Genomic DNA, 19,313 nt, shown 5'->3' with positions numbered 1-19,313 from the left:
AAGCCAATCATCTAAGATCGGACCATGAGCGAATCAAAAGCAATGATCCTGGGCTCGAGCGGCCCGACCCTCACTCCGGACGAAATCGCGCTTTACAGGGACGAGCGGCCTTGGGGCTTCATCCTCTTCGCTCGCAATTGCATCGAGCCGGCACAGATCACCGATCTCGTGGCGGCGATGCGCGACAGCGTCGGCCGGCCGGATGCGCCGGTGCTGATCGATCAGGAGGGCGGCCGCGTGCAGCGTATCCGCCCGCCGATGATCGAACGTTATCCGTCCGCCGCCGTACTCGGCGAACTCTACCGGCAGGATCGTGACAACGGCCTGCGCGCAGCCTGGCTGATGTCGCGCCTGCATGCCTTCGATCTCATGAAATTCGGGATCAATGTCGACTGCCTGCCGGTTCTCGATGTACCGGTCGAAGGGGCGAGCAACGTCATCGGCGACCGCGCCTACGGCTATGATCCCCAGGCGGTGGCCGAGATGGGCAAGGCGGCGGCCGAAGGGCTGAAGGCCGGCGGCATGCTGCCGGTCATGAAACATATGCCTGGCCACGGCCGCGGCATGGCGGATTCTCATCATGAGCTTCCGGTCGTCACCGCCTCGCGTGCCGAGCTTGAAGCGCACGATTTCCTGCCTTTCATTGCGATGAAGGACGAACTGATGGCGATGAGCGCCCATATCGTCTTCACGGCGATCGACCCGAGCGAACCGGCCACGATTTCCGGCAAGGTGATCGAGGAGATCATTCGCGGCCATATCGGCTTCGACGGCCTCCTGATGTCCGACGACACGTCGATGAACGCCTTGAAAGGCACGATCGGCGAGCGTGCCGCGAGGATAGTTGGGGGTGGCTGCGATATCGTCTTGCATTGCAACGGCGTCATGGAGGAAATGAAGGCGGTGGTAAAAGAGGCGATCCCGCTTGCCGGCGAGGCGCTGAGGCGCACAAAGGCGGTGGAGGCGGCCTTCGGACCGGGCGACGGCGCCGACGAGGACGTGATCCGGGCAGAGTTTCATGGATTGCTCGCCACCTCCTGAGGCGGAAGGGATAGGGGAATGGCTATGATTACATCGCAGAATGCCATTCCGATGGACAAGCTCTGGCAGGGCGTCGAAAGGGCGACGGACGAGCCGGCCCTGGTGATAGATGTCGGTGGTTTCGAAGGCCCGCTTGACCTGCTTTTGCATCTTGCCCGCAACCAGAAGGTCGATCTTTCCCGTATTTCCGTCCTGGCGCTGGCCGAACAATATCTGCAGTTCATCGAAAGCGTCCGGAGGGTACGCATCGAGCTTGCCGCCGATTATCTCGTCATGGCGGCCTGGCTTGCCTACCTCAAGTCCAAGCTTCTCATTCCGCAGCAGGCCAAGGGCGACGATGGCCCGAGCGGCGAGGAAATGGCGGCGACGCTCGCCTTTCGCCTGAAGCGCCTGGAGGCGATGCGGGAAGCCGCGACCCGCCTCATCAACCGCAACCGGCTTGGCCGCGATGTTTTCGCCCGCGGCGCGCCCGAACATATCCCGCAGCGCGTCCAGTCCGCCTACGACGCGTCGCTCTACGATCTGTTGTCGGCTTACGCGAACCTCCGGCAGCGCAACGCGGTCACGCAGGTCACGATCGAGAGGCGCAAGGTCTGGTCGTTGGTCGATGCCCGCGAACTGCTCACCCGCATGCTCGGGGAGGTCGCCGACTGGATGGCGCTGCAGCACTATCTCCTGCCTTACCTTCCGCCGGAGGACCGGGTGACTGCGACAGCCAGTGCCTTCGCCGCTTCGCTGGAACTGGTGCGTGAGGGCAAGCTCGAAATCCGCCAGGAGGGCGCTTTCCAACCGATCTATCTGCGCAAGGGGCAGGCGTCCGGCAGGCGGCCTATACCGCAGTCTGTCACGGGAGACGCCGATTGACGCCCGAAGAGGACGAAGATCTGCCGGTTGCGGTGGCGGAAGGGGCCGAGCCCGAATATCTTCCGTTGACGGATGTCGAGCGGATCGCGGAAGCACTGGTCTTCGCCTCCGCTGAGCCGGTTTCGGAAGCCTTTCTCGCCGAACGCTTGCCGCGCGGCACGGATATCGGGGGCGTGATGCGGCGGCTGGCGGACGCTTATGCGCCGCGCGGCGTCAATCTCATCAGGACGGGCGACCGCTGGGCCTTCCGCACGGCGGCCGATCTCTCCTTCGTCATCCGCAAGGACGAAAACGAGGCGAAGAAACTGTCGCGTGCAGCGCTCGAAGTGCTCGCGATCATCGCCTATCACCAGCCTGTGACACGCGCCGAGATCGAGGAAATCCGCGGCGTGCAGACTTCGAGAGGAACGCTCGACGTGCTGATGGAGGCGGGCTGGGTGCGTTTCCGTGGTCGTCGCCGTACTCCGGGCCGACCGGTGACGCTCGGTACGACGACGGACTTCCTCGATCATTTCGGCCTGGAAGAACTGCGCGACCTTCCCGGTCTCGAAGAATTGAAGGGTGCGGGCCTCTTGTCCGGCCGCATCCCGCCGGGCTTTGCGATTCCGATCCCGCAGGATGTTGAGGAGCTTGCGGAGGATGAGGACCCGATTACGCAACTCGACCTTGAAGAGCTCGGCCTCTTGACACCGGGCGGTGAAGCGGAGGAATAGCGTCGGATTTCTTTGAAGGCCCGGCTTGGCGGGTGCGAGCGGGCAGGAATATGATGAAATCGGCACAGTCGGCCACCAAGGAGACCAGACAGAAAGTCAGCGTCACGTTTGCCTCGCGGTTGACCTTTGAAGACATCCGCCATGCCTATCACGGCAAGGAGACGATCCGCGGCATTTCGCTGACGGCTGAGCCCGGCGAGGTCCTGTGCCTGCTCGGTCCCTCCGGTTCGGGCAAGACGACGCTGCTCAGGATTGCCGCCGGCCTCGAGGCGCAGAGCCATGGCCGGGTTACCATCGACGGTCGGGAAGTGGCCGGCCCGGACGTGTTTCTTCCGCCGGAAAAGCGGGGCGTCGGGCTGATGTTCCAGGATTTTGCGCTCTTTCCGCATATGACGGTTCTGGAGAATATCCGCTTCGGCCTGACGGCGCTTACAGCCAGGGAGGCGATTGCGGAGGCCGGGGCGGCTTTGCGGCGCGTCGGCTTGTCGCACTATGCGGAAAAATACCCCCATGCGCTCTCCGGTGGCGAGCAGCAACGCGTCGCGCTTGCCCGTGCGCTTGCTCCACGACCGGGCGTGCTTTTGATGGATGAGCCCTTTTCCGGCCTCGATTCCAGGTTAAAGGATGCCATACGTGCCGATACGCTGACGATCCTGAAGGAGAGCCGCGCGACCGCGATCGTCGTCACGCATGACGCCGAAGAGGCGATGCGGATGGCCGATCGGATCGCGCTTCTGAAGGATGGCCGATTGGTGCAGGTGGGTACGCCGGATGATCTCTATCGTCGGCCTTCCAGCCTGTTTTCCGCTGGTTTCTTCTCGGAAATCAATGAGTTCGAGGGCGTGGTCAGGAACGGTAGGGTGGCAACGCCGCTCGGAAACGTATCCGCCGGTGACATCGGTGAGGGCAGAGAGGTCTCCGTTGCCGTCCGCCTGTCCGACGTCGATGTGGTGCCGGTGGGTGGGGCGATCCCGGCACGTGTCCTTTCAAGGCGGTTTCTGGGGGTGGTGGAATTCCTCACGCTTGCGGTTCCCGGCATCGAGGAACCGATCCGCGCGCGCATCCGCGCAGACCGCTTGCCGACCGGGGTCAATGACGTCTCGATAACGGTACTTATCGAGGATATTTTGGTGTTTGAAAAAGCATCATAAAGAGCTTACATCGATTAAACAGATCTAATGGAGTTGAACTATGGGTTCTTTCAGTGTGTGGCATTGGCTGATCGTTCTGGTCATCGTGCTCGTCCTCTTTGGGCGCGGCAAGATTCCGGAGCTGATGGGCGACGTCGCAAAAGGCATCAAGAGCTTCAAGAAGGGCATGACTGACGAAGACGCCCCGGACGCGACGACAGCGAAGACCGTCGATCACAAGCCTGACGAGGTCAAGGAAACCGGCCGGTCCTAAGATCGGGTTTAGGGTTTCAGGAGCCTCATTAGCATGCTTGATATCGGCTGGACCGAGCTACTCGTCATCGCGATTGTCTTGATCGTCGTTGTTGGTCCGAAAGACTTGCCGCCCATGTTGAGGGCGTTCGGCAAGATGACGGCCAACCTGCGCAAGATGGCTGGCGAATTCCGGACGCAGTTCGATGAGGCCTTGCGGGAATCGGAACTTGACGATGTCCGCAAGACAATCTCGGACGCACAGCGTCTGAATCCGACGAATGCCCTGCGCGACGCGATCAATCCGCTCCGGCAGATGGGGCAGGAGATCAAGGCCGATCTGCAGAAGGCGACGCAGGTGACGGATTCTGCCGCGGCCAAGGTCGATACCGAGGCACAGCAGGCCGTTGAGGGCTCCTCCGCTGGTGAAGCCGTGCCGGCAGGCGAGCCATCATCGGCGCCGGCGCCCGCGACAAGCCAGCCGCTGACGCCCGTTCCGGCCGCGCCGGAGGCCGTGGCGCCTGCCGCCATCGCCGAAAAGCCGAAGGCTGGGCGCAAGACCGTGGCCAAAGCGAAGTCCGCTGCCGATGTCTCGGCTCCGGCGGCGGCTGCGATTGAAAAACCGAAACGCAGCCGCTCGGCGAAGTCCGCGCCGATCACTCAAGCGCCGGTTACTCAGGCCACGGAAGAGGCGGCCGCGAAGACATCGGTCCGCAAGCGTGCACCGAAAAAGACCGATACCCAGAAGGGCGACGCATGAGCGGTGATTACGAAGACAAGCCGCAGCCACTCATCGAGCACCTGATGGAGCTGCGCACCCGGCTGATCTGGTCGATCGGCGCATTTTTCATTGCCTTCGTGGTCTGCTTCTACTTTGCCAAGCAGCTCTTCAACCTGCTGGTCATCCCATACAAATGGGCGGTCGTCTGGGCCGGACTCGACCTCGCGAAGTCGGAACTGATCTACACCGCGCCGCAGGAATTCTTCTTCACTCAGGTGAAGGTGGCGATGTTCGGTGCGCTGGTGATCGCTTTTCCCGTCATTGCTTCACAGCTCTACAAGTTCGTCGCTCCCGGTCTCTACAAGAACGAGCGACGGGCCTTCCTGCCTTTTCTGATTGCTTCGCCGATCCTGTTCCTGATGGGCGGCGCGCTCGTCTACTTCTTCTTCACGCCCATGGTCATGTGGTTCTTCCTGGCCATGCAGCAGGCGCCGAGCGAAGGCGAGATCGGCATCTCGCTCCTGCCGCGCGTGTCGGAATATCTCAGCCTGATCATGACGCTGGTACTTTCCTTCGGGTTGGTTTTCCAGCTTCCGGTCGTCACCACGCTGCTTGCCCGTGTCGGTCTGTTGACGAGCGATTGGCTAAGGCAAAAACGCAAGTTCGCGATCGTCATCGCCTTTGTGGTCGCTGCGGTACTCACCCCGCCCGATCCGATGTCCCAGATCGGCCTTGCGCTGCCGACCATCCTTCTCTACGAGATTTCCATCTACGCCGCACGACTCGTGGAGCGCAAACGTGCTGAAGATGCTCTTCAGGAGCAGGCTTCTTCGAACGTTGCCGAGACGGAAAAGGCTTGAGCTTCCGTCTCTCGCCGGGCACGCGGCGTTTCGCTTTGAAGGCAAGGGACGATGCTCGATATCAAGTGGATCCGTGAAAACGAAGGGGCTCTCGATGAAGCGCTGAAGAAGCGCGGCGCCGAGCCCATGGCGGCAACTCTTTTGGCGCTGGACGACAAGCGCCGCTCCGTCATCCAGACGCTTCAGGACATGCAGTCCCGCCGCAACGCCGCCTCCAAGGAGATCGGCGCGGCCATGGCACAGAAGAACACCGAGCTTGCCGAAAAGCTGAAGGCCGAGGTCGCCGAGATCAAGGATACGATGCCGGCTGCCGAGCAGGAGGAGCGCGCCGCCATCGCCGCCCTCGATGATGCCCTGTCGCGTGTCCCGAACATTCCGCTCGATGACGTGCCGGTCGGCAAGGACGAGCACGACAACGTGGTCAAGCACCTCGTCGGCGAGAAGCCGCGCTGGAACCATGCCGCAAAGGAGCATTTCGAGATCGGCGAAGCGCTCGGGCTCATGGATTTCGAGCGCGCCGCAAAACTCTCCGGCGCCCGTTTCACGGTGCTGACCGGCCAGCTCGCCAAGCTCGAACGCGCACTCGGCCAGTTCATGCTCGACATGCACACGACCGAGCATGGCTATACGGAGGTCTCCTCGCCGCTGATGGTGCGCGACGAAGCCATGTACGGCACCGGCCAGCTGCCGAAATTCGCCGAGGACCTGTTCCGCACGACTGACGGCCGCTGGCTGATACCAACCGCCGAGGTGACGCTCACCAACCTCGTTTCCGGCGAAGTGCTGGAGCAGGAGAAGCTGCCGCTGCGCTTCACCGCGCTCACGCCGTCTTTCCGTTCGGAAGCGGGTTCGGCCGGCCGCGACACGCGCGGCATGCTGCGCCAGCACCAGTTCTGGAAATGCGAGCTCGTTTCGATCACCGATGCCGAAAGCTCGATCGCCGAGCATGAGCGGATGACCGAATGCGCCGAGAATGTCCTGAAACGTCTCGGCCTGCATTTCCGCACCGTGACGCTTTGCACCGGCGACATGGGGTTCGGCGCGCGCAAGACCTACGACATCGAAGTGTGGCTGCCGGGCCAGGACACCTATCGCGAAATCTCGTCCTGCTCCGTCTGCGGCGATTTCCAGGCGCGCCGCATGAATGCCCGTTACCGGGTGAAGGACGACAAGAACCTGAAATTCGTCCATACGCTGAACGGTTCGGGTGTCGCTGTCGGCCGTTGCCTGATCGCAGTCATGGAAAACTACCTGAACGAGGATGGTTCCGTCACAATTCCGGACGCTCTTTTGCCGTATATGGGCGGAATCAAGAAGATCGAGCGCGCCTGATGCGGATCCTGCTGACGAACGACGACGGCATCCATGCCGAAGGCCTGGCGGTGCTGGAGCGCATCGCAAGGCAGCTTTCGGACGACGTCTGGATCGTTGCACCGGAGACCGACCAGAGCGGCCTTGCCCATTCGCTGACACTGTCCGAACCGCTCAGGCTCCGAAAAGTTGGCGAAAAGCATTTTGCGCTGCGGGGCACGCCGACGGATTGCGTGATCATGGGCATCCGCGAAATTCTGCCGGAAAAACCGGATCTCGTGCTTTCGGGCGTCAATGACGGTTCCAACATGGCAGATGACGTCACCTATTCGGGCACGATCGCGGGCGCGATCGAAGGTACCTTGCAGGGTGTCCGTTCGCTCGCACTCAGCCAGGCCGTACGCCGGGACAACGGCCGTTTTGCTCCTTGGGACGTGGCCGAGTTTTATGCGCCCGATCTCATCCGCAAGCTCGCCGATGTGGAATTGCCTGACGGCACGTTCCTCAACCTCAACTTTCCGAACTGCGAGCCGAAGGATGTCCAAGGTGTCGAGGTAACGTCCCAGGGCAAGCTCGATTTCGGCCTGACGATCGATGCCCGTCAGGACGGACGCGGCCTGCCTTATTACTGGCTGCGCTTCGGCGACCGGAAGGGACACTTCCGCGACGGAACCGATATTCAGGCGCTGAAGGAAAACAAGATTTCCGTGACGCCGCTGAAACTGGACCTGACCGATCATTCGGTTCAGGATCGACTGGCAGAAGCATTGGGATTCGGAGCGACCGATTGAAATCGGGCATGGTCGAAAAAGAAGGATTTGCGGCGCTCGTGCTGCGCCTTCGGTCGGAAGGTATTTCCGACCTGGACCTTCTGACGGCCGTTGAGCAGACGCCTCGCTCGCAATTCGTCCCGGCTCCGTTCGCAGACGAAGCCTATTCCAGCCGGACAGTGCCGATCGACTGCGGTTCCTTCATGGAGGGAGCCGATCTGGCGGTTCGGCTGCTCCACCGCCTGCAGGTGAAGCCCGGCCATCGCGTGCTCGAAATCGGCACGGGTAGCGGCTTCACCGCTGCGGTCATGGCGCGTATTGCCGAGCGGGTGCTGACTGTCGAACGTTACCGCACGCTGGTGGCCGCCGCCCAGGGCCGCATGGATGCACTGGGGCTGCGCAATGTCGTGGTGCGCCAGGCAGACGGCAGTAACGGCATGCCCGGCGAGGGGACCTTCGACCGCATATTCGTCACCGCCGCCTTTCCATCGCTGCCGCGATTCTATGCGGAGCAATTGACCCACGGCGGTTCGATGATTGCGCCGCTGATGATCGATGACGACACCTGCATGATGCTGAGGCTGACCAAGACCGGCAGCCGATTCGAGCGGGAAGACCTCTTTACCGTCCCTTATCTGCCGATCGTGCCGCATATCGCGGCGGCGCTTTGATGCCAAAGACAGCCATGTTTGCCGTGACGGGGAAGCCTTCCGGGAGTCATGGTTATCAATTTGACAAAAATCTTGGAGCAGGACGCGGGCTTTAACCCGACGGTAAGACTAACGGGTTTTAATCACCTACACGATGGTTGCGTATCTGTAGGTCGAGTCATGCGTTTCAAGAGTTCTCCGAAAATCGGAAAATCCACTGTCAAGCTTACCGTGGCAGTGCTTCTCGCCAGCGCCGCGACAGGGTGCAGCTCGGATGCGACACGCTTCTCGGGCCTCTTCTCGAATTCCGACAATATCACGACGGCGTCCATTCCGCAGCGCCAGGGGGGAGGGGCCTATGGTCAAGCGCCGACACCGCAGGCCGACCTTGGTTCCGGCCAGAACCTGGCGCCGATCCCGCAGAACGATTATGGTTCGCGTGGCGCTGCGATGGCTCAACCCTATCCGGGTAATTCCGGCGGTTACTCTTCTCCTGCCCGCGTCGCCTCTGCTCCTGTTTCCGTCCAGCGTTCCGAGCTTTCCGCTCCGTCCGCCGTCCGCGATCCTGTGAACCGTCAGGAAGCGCTGGCACAGCCGTTCCCGGGTGATCGGTCGAGCGCGCCGAGGCTGGCTGCTCCGTCTGCGGCTGCCTCGAAAACGGACAACCTCACGACCGGCACCGTGAAGCCCATGTCGGGTTGGTCCACCGTCAATGCGCCAAGAGTGACATTGAGGCCCGGTGAAACCGTCTCGACGCTCTCCGGGCGCTATGGTGTGCCGGAAAAGGAAATCCTGAAGGCGAATGGCGGGTCGATCGCTCCGGGCCAGGCCGTCATCATCCCGACGTTCGGAACGGCTCGCAACTCCGCCAAGACCGCAGCCGGCGATATCGACTTGCGGAACAAGGCTCCTGCCCCCGCGCGTGAACCTGAACAGAAGGTTGCCGTTCTGCCGACGCCGTCACGGGACAAGGCGCTTGCCGAGCCCGCCAAGCTGACGCCTCCTGCGGGCGGCAAGCCGCTTGGCGATACCTACACGGTCAAGCCGGGCGACACCCTTACAAAAATCGCTCGCGAGACCGGCACGTCGGTCGACCAGCTCAAGGCGGTCAATAACCTGACGACCGGAAATATTCGTGTCGGCCAGACGCTGAAGGTGGCGAAGGGTGCACCTGCCCGCTCCGCCGATACGCTAAAGACGGCGTCCATTCCGCAGCAACCGGTGGAAAAGCCCGTCGCTCAGCCGAAGCCTGCGGCTCCCGCCGTCGCCCCGGTTGTCCAGGCATCCGCTCCGGCTGCTGCAAAGCCGCCAGTCGAAACGGCTTCCGTTTCCGAGGTCGAGAAGAAGGCGGACGTCGCCGCCGTGGCTCCCCAGTCCACCGGCATCGGCAAGTATCGCTGGCCGGTCAATGGCGCAGTCATCGCCGGTTACGGCCAGAATGTCGACGGCAACCGCAATGACGGCATCGACATCTCGGTACCGGAAGGCACGCCGATCAAAGCTGCGGAGAACGGCGTCGTCATCTATGCCGGCAACGGCCTGAAACAGCTCGGCAACACGGTTCTCGTTCGCCACGACGATGGCAAGGTCACGGTCTATGGCCATGCCGGCAGCATCAACGTCGCCCGCGGTCAGAAGGTCACCCGCGGCCAGACGATCGCCGCCTCCGGCATGAGCGGCGACGCCAAGCGACCGCAGGTCCATTTCGAAGTGCGCAAGGACGCTACCCCGGTCAACCCTGTCACCTACCTTGAATAGAGTAGTGCGTCTCAAGGGGGATGAAGAAAAGCCCGGCAGTGCCGGGCTTTTTTTCGTCTTGAAAGCGTGAAGCCGCAGGCGGTCGTTCATGCCTTCAGGAAAGCCAGCCGCTCGTCGGTGCGGCCCGGTGCGATTTCGAGAATTTCAGCGCTCACGATACCCTCAGCCACAAACGGGTCGTCCAGAACCCTTGCGTCGAGTTCGCTGCGTGATATCCGGTGCGCAAGGATCGCTCCTCCCAGGCTTGGCTGGAGGCCTCCGGTCAACAGGAAAATACCATCCTCGAAGCCGCGTCTGATCCAGTCATTGTGGCCCTCCATGAATTGCGGAGCTTTCGCTTTGCTATCGGAAAATTTGAGCGTGACGATGAACATGCTGAGCCCCTTTCAGGCTTGATGGTTTCATGTGGTTTAAGATTGAACGGTTTCGTCTGGGCGCAGTGCCTCCAGCCAGTCGCACATGCCGTCGACTTCGCGCCGGATGAAGCTCTCGTCGTGGAAAGCCGTTGCGAGCGACGCAACCCCCTGGCTCCGCATGAGGATGTGCATGGCAAGCGCTTCGGCATCTTTTTCCCGACCGAAAGCGGCGAACTGGCGCGCCAGCCAATCGCGGAACAGGATGAAGAGCTTGGCCGCCTCTTCCTTGGCGATATGGTCGAGCTTGGCGAGTTCACTGCAGAGCGTGCCGACCGGGCAGCCGTAAGCCATGATCTTCACCCGGTTCATGATCAGGATGTGGATGAATGAGCGGATGCGGTCCGCCGGCTCTCTGCCCTCGGCCTTCCATGTCTCGAGCATCTGCCGCGTATTGGCCAGCCGCAGGGCGATCACGGCGCCGAGGATTTCGTCCTTCGTCTTGAAATGATAATAGAAATTGCCGCGCGAGAGGTTCACGGCCGACGCGATGTCTGCAAACGACGTGGCTTCGAAACCCTGCTCGTAGAAGAGCCGGTCGGCAGCGTCGACAATCTGCTGGCGTGTATCCGCTGCGCTCATGCTGCCCGTTCTCCTCCGGCATCCATTGACTCACTTCGGCCCCGCATCGCTGAGAGAGCTGCCGTGAGTGCTATAGGTCAATTGTCCTAGGCGATTTAGGACGATTGACCTAATGGAGTCAAGCCGCATATGGAAAGACCGTCCGAACGGCTTGGAGCATCGGCGATCGACGAAGCGGTCGGCAATGACCGGAGAGGGTTTCCCGCTTGGCAGGAGCTCTCCCGTCTTGGCGAACTGTGGAAATCCCGGCTTAGTTCCGGTTCAGGGACTTCCTGAGCCGGCCGGCGAGATCCTGGATATATTGCCAGGCGACGCGGCCGGAGCGGCCCCCGCGCGTCGTCGCCCATTCAAGTGCCTGCGTGTGCAGCGTTTCGCGGTCGAGGCCGAGATCGAAATGGTCGGCATAGCCGTCGATCATCGTCAGATAATCGTCCTGGCTGCATTTGTGGAAGCCGAGCCAGAGCCCGAATCGATCGGAAAGCGACACCTTTTCCTCGACGGCTTCGGAAGGGTTGATCGCTGTCGACTGCTCGTTCTCGATCATGTTGCGCGGCAGGAGATGGCGCCGGTTGGACGTGGCGTAGAAGAGCACGTTGTCGGGGCGGCCTTCGATGCCGCCGTCGAGCGCCGCTTTGAGCGACTTGTAGGCCGTGTCGTCATGGTCGAAGGACAGGTCGTCGCAGAAGACGATGACCCGATGTCCGGAGGTTTTCAGGATATCGAGGAGGTCCGGCAGCGAGGAGATATCCTCACGATGCACCTCGACGAGCTTCAGCGAAATGCCGGTCGCTGCCCGCACGTCTTCGTGGACCGCCTTGACGAGGGAGGATTTGCCCATGCCGCGCGCGCCCCAGAGAAGCACGTTGTTGGCCGGGAAACCTTCGGCGAAGCGCAGGGTGTTCTCGTGCAGGATATCGCGCACGTGGTCCACGCCGCGGATCAGTTTCAGCGCCACGCGGTTCGGACGCGGGACCGGTTGGAGGCGCTGGTTCGCCGGCACCCACACGAAGCACTCGGCTGCATTCCAGTCGTTGACCGCGGGCGGCGGGCCGGCAAGTCGCTCCAGCGCATCCGCCAGCCTGCGGACCTCGGCCAGGATCAAGGTGTTGAAATCGTCGCTCATGGTGTTTCTCCGGTCCTGTCGACCCGCTCGGAGCCGTTTTCCGGTGCGGTAACACGCTCGTTTGTGGATCAAAAGCCTGAGAGCCGTGGATTTGGTACGGGAAAGGCGTGTTTCTGTTGCATTCCAGTCTATCACAACTATATTCCGGCGGCTTGAAACGGGGGCTTCGACGTCTCCGGTAATCTTAGGAGTTGTTGATGTTCATTACCGAAGCATTCGCCCAGGCCGAAGGCGCCGCACCCGGAGGCTCGGCATTCGGCTCCGGCCTTGAAATGCTTTTCCTCTTCGCGCCGCTGATGGTGGTCTGGTACTTCTTCCTGATCCGGCCGCAGCGCGCCCAGCAGAAGAAGCGTGCCGAGACGCTTTCCAACATCCGCCGCGGCGATCAGGTCGTGCTCGGTGGCGGTATTACCGGCAAGGTCACGAAGGTCATTGACGACGCCGAACTGGAAGTCGAAATCGCCGACGGTGTGAAGATCCGTGCCATGCGCGCCTATATTGCGGAAGTCCGCGTCAAGGGCGAGCCGGTCAAGACCGAAGCCTGATCGGACAATCGGAACGCGGTTGCCGCAAATCTGTTGAACTTCCCGAGGGCCGGATCGTCCGGCCCGAAACTTTCTCAAGAAAGCTTTCGACCATGGCGAAAGGCATCGAAATTCGCGAAGCCCATTTTCCCGGTCGCGCTCCGATCGATGCTTATGGCAACGGCGGGTTTCGTTTTGCCGATATGTCGCATCGCGGCTCATTGCTCTGCTTGCCGTCCGGCATCTATGGCTGGGATATGAAGGAGGGCGATCCGCTGACGGTTGAGGCCTTTTCCAAGGTGCTTGCCGAATCCGGCGAAATCGAAGTCCTGCTGGTGGGCTCCGGCCAGAATTTGAAGCCGATCCCCGCCGATCTGAAAGCCGCGCTGAAAGAGAGGGGCATCGCGTCCGATCCCATGAGCACGGGGGCCGCTGTCCGCACCTTCAATATCATGCTGGCCGAATCGCGCGCCGTGGCGGCTGCGCTGATTGCAGTCTGATATGGCTGAAAGTCTGAAACAGGCCTCCGATCCCTGCCTCGCCATGCTCCGCGAGACGGATCGTGACCGCTATCTTGCCTGCCTCCTCTCGCCGGAAGACAAGCGCGGCGCACTCGCCGCGCTCTATGCATTCAATGCCGAGATTGCTCGCGTGCGCGACGTGGTGCGGGAACCGCTGCCGGGCGAGATCCGCCTGCAATGGTGGCGCGACCTTCTGGAAGGCAATGCCCAGGGCGACAGCGGCGGCAATCCGGTGGCCGTCGAATTGCTCGGCGCAATCGAGAAGTACCGTCTGCCGCGCCAGACCTTCGTCGATATGATCGAAGCGCGTATCTTCGATCTCTACGACGACCCGCTGACCGACAGGCTCGCGCTTGAAGGATATGCCGGTGAGACGGCTTCGGCGCTGATCCAGCTCGCGAGCCTGATCCTCAGCGCCGACGATGCCGCCCGTTCGGCCGACGCGGCCGGCCATGCCGGTGTGGCGCAGGCGATTGCAGGCTTCCTGCTGCTGATGCCGATCCATCGCCGCCGCCGCCAGCTCTACCTGCCGCTCGATATTCTCTCGGCGACTGGACTGGACCGCGACATGTTCCTGGACGGCGAAGACAAGCCACGTATCTCGGCCGCCGTCGAGGCTTTCGCGGGGCTGGGGCTCGAACATTTGGCCAGGGCGCGAAAGGCAGGCGCCGTTCCGGCCTCCGTGTTGCCGGCTTTCCTGCCGGTGGCGCTTGCCGAACCTGTTCTGCGCCAGGCCGTGCGGGCGGGTGCTGCCGTGCTCGATACGCCCCTGCAATCTCCACAATGGCGGCGTCAGCTCCGCCTTTTGAAAGCAGCGGTCAGCCGCCGCTTCTGACGGACACCAAATTCGCACAAGCCTCGCCGGCTAAAGGAGATATAGGCAAAGGTAGGCCCATCAAAGGAGAGCGATGTGAGCCCCATCATCGTCTGGTTGATCATCTTCGTGCTCCTGATGGGGCTTGCCTATTATGTGACCCGCCTCGTCAGCGGGGAGCGCACCGAAGGCAATCGTCACGATACCGGTCTGGCGATCCTGGAATTCGGCCGTGCCTTTCCCAATGAAGCGATCCGTAGCCTGCATGTCACGGCGGATGGTGAGGCGATCTTCGTGCGTCTGCACGACAACAAGGCCGGCTTCATGCGCAGCCGACGCAACCACTACGCCTGCCATCTGATCGAGCCGGGACGTGTGCGTGTCACGCCCCTTCCGGACGCCAAAGGTTTCAGCGTAGAATTCCTTGATGCGCCCACCCAGAACGGAACCTTCGTCTTCCCGACAGAGAAGGAGGCAGCCGAAGTCTCCCTCTGGCTGCTCGACAACTACGTCAGCGTCACGGATCGCGAGATCGATGAGATTGCGGAGGCGCCGGCCGAGGCGGAGGCCCCGGCCGAAGACGTCACTCCCGACCGAGCCAGCTAGCGCAGTCCCTGAGCGCGCGGGCGGAGAGCAATTGCCGCTTCACGATCGTCTTGTCCTTGCCGCGGAAGCGCTTGACGCCTTCCGGCCTGACGATCGAACCCGGCTCCAGTTCGGGGAACAGCCCGAAATTGATATTCATCGGTTGGAAGGAGCGTTTGCCCGGTTCGTCCTCCGAAACCAGGTGCCCGCCGGTGATATGGCCGAGCAGAGAACCGAAAGCGGTTGTGACCGGTGGGGCAACAAGCGGTTCACCCTTGCGTTCGGCGGCAGCGAAACGGCCGGCGAGCAGCCCGATCGCGGCACTTTCCACATAACCTTCGCAGCCGGTGATCTGGCCCGCAAAACGCAGGCCCGGCCGGCTCTTCAGCGTCAGCGTCCTGTCGAGCAACACCGGCGAATGGATGTAAGTGTTGCGGTGCAGGCCGCCGAGACGCGCGAATTCTGCGTTCTGCAGACCGGGAATCAGGCGAAAGACGTCGACCTGCGCGCCGTATTTCAGCTTCGTCTGGAAACCGACCATATTGTAAAGCGTGCCGAGCGCATTGTCCTGGCGGAGCTGAACGACTGCATAGGGCTTGACCGTCGGATTGTGGGCATTGGTAAGGCCCATCGGCTTCATCGGCCCGTGCCTGAGGGTTTCGCGGCCGCGCTCCGCCATCACCTCGATCGGCAGGCAGCCGTCGAAATAGGGTGTGCCCTCCCATTCCTTGAAGCCGACGGTATCGGCGGCGATCAGCGCATCGACGAAAGCGTTGTACTGAGCTTCGTCCATCGGGCCGTTGATGTAATCCTTGCCGGTGCCGCCGGGGCCGATCTTGTCATAGCGCGACTGATACCAGCAGATGTCCATGTCGATCGAATCGCGATGCACGATCGGCGCGATCGCGTCGAAGAAGGCGAGCTGATCCTCGCCGGTCTCGCTCTGGATCGCCGCGGCGAGGGCCGGCGAGGTGAGGGGACCGGTCGCGATGATCGCGAGATCCCATTCTCGGGGCGGCAGGCCCTGGATTTCCTCGCGCACGATGGTGATCAGCGGGTGCTTTTCGATTGCTTCGGTGACGGCTTCCGAAAAACCGTCGCGGTCGACGGCAAGTGCGCCGCCGGCCGGCACCTGGTTCCTGTCGGCCGAGGCCATGATCAGCGAACCGGCGAGCCGCATTTCCGCGTGGATGACGCCGACCGCGTTGGACGTTGCATCGTCCGACCGGAAGGAATTCGAACAGACAAGCTCGGCCAGTCCATCCGTCTTGTGGGCGTCCGTGCCGCGCACGCCGCGCATTTCGTGGAGAATGACGGGGATACCGGCCGATGCAATCTGCCAGGCGGCTTCGGAACCGGCTAGGCCGCCGCCAACGACATGAATGGGGGAGAAAGAATTCGTGTTCATGGCCGGCTCAATATCACGCCATTTGCTTGACCGGAATCAAAAATGGGCCGGAATCAAAAAGGCACCTCAGAAGGTGCCTTTGATACGTCCTTGGATGTTCTCCCGGACTTATTCCTCTCGTCGCAGCGGCTTGATACCGCGCGGGCCCGCCTGCGAGAAGCGGATTAACGGAAGGAGCGGGCCGCGATGTGGCGGATGTCGTAACGGGTCAGACCGATGTCGTTGAGCGCCTGGTTGGAAAGATTGCCAAGCTCGTTCATCGTGCGGCGGTAGCTGATCCAGTTCTTAGCGATGCGGATCGGGTTCATGGTTGTTTCCTCGAATTTCATCTTTGTCCTGACGCTCTGTCTCGGCATCAGCGATGACCGTCTTATACAACCGCATAATAAGAAAGTGCAGTGCAAAAAATATGCGACTGCCATGCAAATGTGCAGGGGGTTGATGAATTTTCCGGCTAAGCTTGAAAAGTGGGCAGGTGCTTGAGGCGTAAAATTTCGGGGCACAAACGAAAAGCGCCTCCCGGAGAAGGCGCTTTCCAAAGGTCGCTGACGCGAATATGTCGAGCGGCTTAGAAGCCGACTGCGGTCCGAGCGACGCGGCGGATGTCGGCGCGGCCGATGCCGAGGTCGCTGAGTTCACGGTCGCTCATGCGGCCGAGTTCGTTGACGGTTTCGCGGTACTTGCGCCAGCTGCTGATCTTCTGTGCGATGTTCATGGTCATGTCCTTTTCTCGGGTCCTTGCCAGCAGCCCCTTCGGCGCTGACTTCGATCTCATGACCGCTAATATATGTTGCGCCGCAAAAAGAAACAGCGCTCATTAGGTATGCCACCTATGCGCCCTGCGCATTACGAAACGATTAACCAAGCGGCTTCCTGGGTAATTCATAGGCAAGTTTGCAAGGCTCTATGCTGCGGGGCAGAAAAATAACGCCCACCGGGGGAGGAGGTCCGGTGGGCGTCATTTGTAATGACCGGCGATTTGGGAGGAGGAGGATCGCCAGTCCCATCGGGCTTACGCTGGGAGGAGGAGTGCGTGGCCCGAATTCCTGTCACGGGTTCAATCCCGAGGGCACTTCTTTCTTCCGGGCGGGTGCCAGACCGCCCGAGCCAGAGAGATCGAAATCCGTTCCAATCAATCTCTGTATCTGCATACTATGAGACTGCGCTGTCATTGTGCAGTGCAATATTCGAATGGATGGCATGCGACTGATGCATGGCTTCCATTGCTCGCGACTCTAAGTATGCATATTCGAATTTAATAAAAAGTTATTGATCTTCCTCAAGCCGGTTTCGGCCTGCTTCCGCTGCAGGAACCCGGCTTTTCCGGAAGCGCCAAAAAAGCGTCATTTTTCCTTTGCGTGGGCTGAAACGGGTGATATAGAGACGCGCGCTCCGGAAGGCCTCTGGCCACGAGGATTTTCGACGCGGTTGGGGCGCGGGTATGGTGAAATTGGTAGACACGCCAGATTTAGGTTCTGGTGCCGCAAGGCGTGGGAGTTCAAGTCTCTCTACCCGCACCAGAACCGCCGGGAGTGCGGTCGGAGCCGCTTTCGGCTGGACGACATGCGCTCCGCAAAGCCGCGGCTGGTCTCTTTGAAGTTCCGGCGATGTGCTCACTGAAACTACGGCTGTAGACGCCAGATATTTGGGCACCGCCGCCACGATATGAAGGTTTAAAAATGCAGGTTACCGAAACGCTCGCTGAAGGGCTGAAGCGCGAAATCAAGGTCGTTATCCCGAAGCGGGATATGGAAGCGCAGCTCAACCAGCGCCTCGCCGACGCCAAGGACAAGGTCCGCATCAATGGTTTCCGTCCGGGCAAGGTTCCGGTCGGGCATCTGAAGAAGATGTACGGCAAGTCGATCATGGCCGACCTAGTCAGGGAGATCGTCAACGAACGCCCGACCCAGATCCTCTCCGATCGCGGCGAAAAGTCCGCTACCCAGCCGTCGGTCACGATGACCGAGGATGAGGCCGAAGCCGAGAAGATCCTGAACGCTCAGACCGATTTCGAATTCACGGTCTCCTACGAGGTCATCCCGCAGATCGAGCTGAAGCCGACCAGCGGTCTCTCCGTCGTGCGTGAAGTCGTCGAAGTCACCGAAGACGAGGTCAACGAGCAGATCGAGAAGGTCGCCGAAAGCGCCCGCACCTACGAGAGCAAGAAGGGCAAGGCTGCCGAAGGCGACCGCGTCACCATGGACTATCTCGGCAAGGTCGACGGCGAAGCCTTCGACGGCGGCGCTGCCGAGGATGCCGAACTGGTTCTTGGCTCCGGCCGCTTCATCCCGGGCTTCGAAGATCAGCTGGTTGGCGTCAAGGCCGGCGACGAGAAGCAGATCACCGTGACCTTCCCGGCCGATTATCCGGCGGCAAATCTCGCCGGCAAGGAAGCGACCTTCGACATTACCGTCAAGGACGTTGCAGCCCCGGCCGCCATCGAGATCAACGATGAGCTCGCCACGAAGCTCGGCATCGAATCCGTCGATCGCCTGAAGGAGATCGTCCGCGGCCAGATCGAAAGCCAGTATGGCAGCGTCACCCGCCAGAAGGTGAAGCGCCAGATTCTCGACCAGCTCGACGAGATGTATCAGTTCGACACCCCGCAGAGCCTGGTCGATGCGGAATTCGAAAACATCTGGCGCCAGATCAACACCGATCTCTCGCAGTCCGGCAAGACCTTCGAGGATGAAGGCACGACCGAGGAAGACGCCCGCGCCGAATACCGCAAGCTCGCCGAACGCCGCGTTCGTCTCGGCCTCGTTCTCTCCGAGATCGGCGAAAAGGCCGGTGTCGAGGTGACCGAGGAGGAAATGCAGCGCGCCCTTTATGCTCAGCTCCAGCAGTTCCCGGGCCAGCAGAAGGAAATCCTCGACTTCTTCCGCAAGACGCCTGGCGCTTCCGCCTCGCTGCGTGCGCCGATCTTTGAAGAAAAGGTCGTCGACAAGCTGCTCTCCGAAATCAACGTCACTGACAAGACGGTGACCAAGGAAGAACTGCTCGCCGAAGACGAGGAAGGCGAAACCGCCGCGAAGCCGGCCAAGAAGAAGGCCGCTCCGAAGAAGGCCGCCGCCAAGGCCGAGGCTGCTGATGCGGCCGAAGGCGAGGAAGCTGCCGCTCCGAAGAAGAAGGCTGCGCCGAAGAAGAAGGCCGCTGAAGACAGCGCCGAATAAATTTCGCAGACAAGAGATAGAAAAGCCGGGTCGGAGACGATCCGGCTTTTTTGTTGGTGCGCCAGGCATGGCGCGTGGTGCGAGAGCACCGTTTGGCCGG

Annotated in this window: 22 protein-coding genes and 1 tRNA gene; 17 read left to right on the top strand and 6 right to left on the bottom strand. The window is 61.4% G+C overall.

Annotated elements, in window-relative coordinates:
* Positions 1-24: 24 nt before the first annotated feature.
* The 11 genes from nagZ (at position 25) to JL39_RS13845 (ending at position 10,070) form a co-directional block, all read left to right on the top strand.
* A complete protein-coding gene (gene nagZ / locus JL39_RS13895; RefSeq protein WP_037151399.1) occupies positions 25-1,041 on the top strand; it encodes a beta-N-acetylhexosaminidase in 1,017 nt (338 codons plus the stop codon).
* Between the two features lie 18 nt (positions 1,042-1,059).
* The gene (locus tag JL39_RS13890) at positions 1,060-1,905 is read left to right on the top strand and encodes a ScpA family protein (RefSeq protein ID WP_152601130.1); all 846 of its coding nucleotides are present in this window, start codon (positions 1,060-1,062) and stop codon (positions 1,903-1,905) included.
* A 20-nt stretch (positions 1,906-1,925) separates the two neighbouring features.
* The gene (gene scpB, locus JL39_RS13885) at positions 1,926-2,618 is read left to right on the top strand and encodes an SMC-Scp complex subunit ScpB (protein ID WP_227705119.1); all 693 of its coding nucleotides are present in this window, start codon (positions 1,926-1,928) and stop codon (positions 2,616-2,618) included.
* A 50-nt stretch (positions 2,619-2,668) separates the two neighbouring features.
* Positions 2,669-3,769: an ABC transporter ATP-binding protein gene (locus JL39_RS13880; RefSeq protein WP_037151393.1), complete on the top strand. Its 1,101-nt coding sequence runs from the start codon at positions 2,669-2,671 to the stop codon at positions 3,767-3,769.
* A gap of 40 nt (positions 3,770-3,809) precedes the next feature.
* A complete protein-coding gene (locus tag JL39_RS13875) occupies positions 3,810-4,022 on the top strand; it encodes a twin-arginine translocase TatA/TatE family subunit (protein ID WP_037151391.1) in 213 nt (70 codons plus the stop codon).
* Positions 4,023-4,055: 33 nt separating this feature from the next.
* Positions 4,056-4,760, top strand: coding sequence for a Sec-independent protein translocase protein TatB (gene tatB / locus JL39_RS13870; RefSeq protein WP_037151389.1), 705 nt, complete (start codon positions 4,056-4,058; stop codon positions 4,758-4,760).
* Positions 4,757-5,581, top strand: a complete 825-nt coding sequence (gene tatC, locus JL39_RS13865; protein ID WP_037151386.1) for a twin-arginine translocase subunit TatC — start codon at positions 4,757-4,759, stop codon at positions 5,579-5,581. The genes tatB and tatC overlap by 4 nt, the downstream gene beginning before the upstream one ends.
* A 51-nt stretch (positions 5,582-5,632) precedes the next feature.
* Positions 5,633-6,913 carry a serine--tRNA ligase gene (serS, locus tag JL39_RS13860; protein ID WP_037151383.1) on the top strand — a complete coding sequence of 427 codons (1,281 nt, stop codon included), beginning with the start codon at positions 5,633-5,635 and terminating at the stop codon, positions 6,911-6,913.
* Complete coding sequence (gene surE / locus JL39_RS13855; protein WP_037151380.1) at positions 6,913-7,683, top strand: 5'/3'-nucleotidase SurE; 771 nt, start codon at positions 6,913-6,915, stop codon at positions 7,681-7,683. Before serS ends, surE begins: the two co-directional genes overlap by 1 nt.
* Positions 7,680-8,333, top strand: coding sequence for a protein-L-isoaspartate(D-aspartate) O-methyltransferase (locus tag JL39_RS13850; RefSeq protein ID WP_037151377.1), 654 nt, complete (start codon positions 7,680-7,682; stop codon positions 8,331-8,333). The genes surE and JL39_RS13850 overlap by 4 nt, the downstream gene beginning before the upstream one ends.
* Before the next feature lie 159 nt (positions 8,334-8,492).
* A complete protein-coding gene (locus JL39_RS13845) occupies positions 8,493-10,070 on the top strand; it encodes a peptidoglycan DD-metalloendopeptidase family protein (protein WP_037151374.1) in 1,578 nt (525 codons plus the stop codon).
* 86 nt (positions 10,071-10,156) lie between these two features.
* On the opposite strand, the gene JL39_RS13840 is transcribed toward JL39_RS13845, so the two are convergent.
* The 3 genes from JL39_RS13840 to JL39_RS13830 form a co-directional block, all read right to left on the bottom strand.
* Complete coding sequence (locus tag JL39_RS13840; RefSeq protein ID WP_037151372.1) at positions 10,157-10,444, bottom strand: hypothetical protein; 288 nt, start codon at positions 10,442-10,444, stop codon at positions 10,157-10,159.
* Between the two features lie 36 nt (positions 10,445-10,480).
* Entirely contained in the window at positions 10,481-11,065 is a 585-nt protein-coding gene (locus JL39_RS13835) for a TetR family transcriptional regulator (protein ID WP_037151370.1), read from the bottom strand.
* 250 nt (positions 11,066-11,315) lie between these two features.
* Positions 11,316-12,188: an ATP-binding protein gene (locus JL39_RS13830; protein WP_037151369.1), complete on the bottom strand. Its 873-nt coding sequence runs from the start codon at positions 12,186-12,188 to the stop codon at positions 11,316-11,318.
* A gap of 197 nt (positions 12,189-12,385) precedes the next feature.
* Between JL39_RS13830 and yajC the strand changes: the two genes are divergently transcribed.
* From yajC to JL39_RS13810, 4 genes are all read left to right on the top strand, one after another.
* Positions 12,386-12,733 (top strand): preprotein translocase subunit YajC, encoded by a 348-nt coding sequence (gene yajC / locus JL39_RS13825; RefSeq protein ID WP_037151367.1) that lies wholly within the window; start codon positions 12,386-12,388, stop codon positions 12,731-12,733.
* 92 nt (positions 12,734-12,825) lie between these two features.
* Positions 12,826-13,212, top strand: coding sequence for an Mth938-like domain-containing protein (locus tag JL39_RS13820; RefSeq protein ID WP_037151364.1), 387 nt, complete (start codon positions 12,826-12,828; stop codon positions 13,210-13,212).
* A 1-nt stretch (position 13,213) separates the two neighbouring features.
* Positions 13,214-14,068 carry a phytoene/squalene synthase family protein gene (locus JL39_RS13815; RefSeq protein ID WP_037151362.1) on the top strand — a complete coding sequence of 285 codons (855 nt, stop codon included), beginning with the start codon at positions 13,214-13,216 and terminating at the stop codon, positions 14,066-14,068.
* A 117-nt stretch (positions 14,069-14,185) separates the two neighbouring features.
* On the top strand, positions 14,186-14,653 hold the full coding sequence (locus JL39_RS13810; RefSeq protein WP_052182865.1) for a hypothetical protein: 468 nt from the start codon (positions 14,186-14,188) through the stop codon (positions 14,651-14,653).
* On the opposite strand, the gene trmFO is transcribed toward JL39_RS13810, so the two are convergent.
* From trmFO to JL39_RS31005, 3 genes are all read right to left on the bottom strand, one after another.
* Complete coding sequence (gene trmFO, locus JL39_RS13805) at positions 14,631-16,040, bottom strand: methylenetetrahydrofolate--tRNA-(uracil(54)-C(5))-methyltransferase (FADH(2)-oxidizing) TrmFO (RefSeq protein WP_037151360.1); 1,410 nt, start codon at positions 16,038-16,040, stop codon at positions 14,631-14,633. The genes JL39_RS13810 and trmFO overlap by 23 nt on opposite strands.
* Before the next feature lie 164 nt (positions 16,041-16,204).
* Positions 16,205-16,348, bottom strand: coding sequence for a DUF1127 domain-containing protein (locus JL39_RS31010; protein ID WP_081952840.1), 144 nt, complete (start codon positions 16,346-16,348; stop codon positions 16,205-16,207).
* Between the two features lie 260 nt (positions 16,349-16,608).
* Positions 16,609-16,755: a DUF1127 domain-containing protein gene (locus JL39_RS31005; RefSeq protein WP_081952842.1), complete on the bottom strand. Its 147-nt coding sequence runs from the start codon at positions 16,753-16,755 to the stop codon at positions 16,609-16,611.
* 720 nt (positions 16,756-17,475) lie between these two features.
* Here JL39_RS31005 and JL39_RS13800 point away from each other — a divergent pair.
* Positions 17,476-17,560: transfer RNA gene (locus JL39_RS13800), tRNA-Leu, on the top strand.
* A gap of 159 nt (positions 17,561-17,719) precedes the next feature.
* A complete protein-coding gene (gene tig / locus JL39_RS13795) occupies positions 17,720-19,213 on the top strand; it encodes a trigger factor (RefSeq protein WP_037151358.1) in 1,494 nt (497 codons plus the stop codon).
* Positions 19,214-19,313 lie beyond the last annotated feature (100 nt).

Source organism: Rhizobium sp. YS-1r (assembly GCF_000757525.1).
In the GTDB taxonomy this organism is placed as follows: domain Bacteria; phylum Pseudomonadota; class Alphaproteobacteria; order Rhizobiales; family Rhizobiaceae; genus Neorhizobium; species Neorhizobium petrolearium.
This window is presented reverse-complemented; position numbering and strand designations above follow the sequence as displayed.

Coding starts and splice junctions, on each gene's coding strand:
- nagZ (WP_037151399.1), top strand. CDS start 25: ATGAGCGAATCAAAAGCAATGATCCTGGGCTCGAGCGGCCCGACCCTC.
- JL39_RS13890 (WP_152601130.1), top strand. CDS start 1,060: ATGGCTATGATTACATCGCAGAATGCCATTCCGATGGACAAGCTCTGG.
- JL39_RS13880 (WP_037151393.1), top strand. CDS start 2,669: ATGATGAAATCGGCACAGTCGGCCACCAAGGAGACCAGACAGAAAGTC.
- JL39_RS13875 (WP_037151391.1), top strand. CDS start 3,810: ATGGGTTCTTTCAGTGTGTGGCATTGGCTGATCGTTCTGGTCATCGTG.
- tatB (WP_037151389.1), top strand. CDS start 4,056: ATGCTTGATATCGGCTGGACCGAGCTACTCGTCATCGCGATTGTCTTG.
- tatC (WP_037151386.1), top strand. CDS start 4,757: ATGAGCGGTGATTACGAAGACAAGCCGCAGCCACTCATCGAGCACCTG.
- serS (WP_037151383.1), top strand. CDS start 5,633: ATGCTCGATATCAAGTGGATCCGTGAAAACGAAGGGGCTCTCGATGAA.
- surE (WP_037151380.1), top strand. CDS start 6,913: ATGCGGATCCTGCTGACGAACGACGACGGCATCCATGCCGAAGGCCTG.
- JL39_RS13845 (WP_037151374.1), top strand. CDS start 8,493: ATGCGTTTCAAGAGTTCTCCGAAAATCGGAAAATCCACTGTCAAGCTT.
- JL39_RS13840 (WP_037151372.1), bottom strand. CDS start 10,444: ATGTTCATCGTCACGCTCAAATTTTCCGATAGCAAAGCGAAAGCTCCG.
- JL39_RS13835 (WP_037151370.1), bottom strand. CDS start 11,065: ATGAGCGCAGCGGATACACGCCAGCAGATTGTCGACGCTGCCGACCGG.
- JL39_RS13830 (WP_037151369.1), bottom strand. CDS start 12,188: ATGAGCGACGATTTCAACACCTTGATCCTGGCCGAGGTCCGCAGGCTG.
- yajC (WP_037151367.1), top strand. CDS start 12,386: ATGTTCATTACCGAAGCATTCGCCCAGGCCGAAGGCGCCGCACCCGGA.
- JL39_RS13820 (WP_037151364.1), top strand. CDS start 12,826: ATGGCGAAAGGCATCGAAATTCGCGAAGCCCATTTTCCCGGTCGCGCT.
- JL39_RS13815 (WP_037151362.1), top strand. CDS start 13,214: ATGGCTGAAAGTCTGAAACAGGCCTCCGATCCCTGCCTCGCCATGCTC.
- JL39_RS13810 (WP_052182865.1), top strand. CDS start 14,186: ATGGGGCTTGCCTATTATGTGACCCGCCTCGTCAGCGGGGAGCGCACC.
- trmFO (WP_037151360.1), bottom strand. CDS start 16,040: ATGAACACGAATTCTTTCTCCCCCATTCATGTCGTTGGCGGCGGCCTA.
- JL39_RS31010 (WP_081952840.1), bottom strand. CDS start 16,348: ATGAACCCGATCCGCATCGCTAAGAACTGGATCAGCTACCGCCGCACG.
- JL39_RS31005 (WP_081952842.1), bottom strand. CDS start 16,755: ATGAACATCGCACAGAAGATCAGCAGCTGGCGCAAGTACCGCGAAACC.
- tig (WP_037151358.1), top strand. CDS start 17,720: ATGCAGGTTACCGAAACGCTCGCTGAAGGGCTGAAGCGCGAAATCAAG.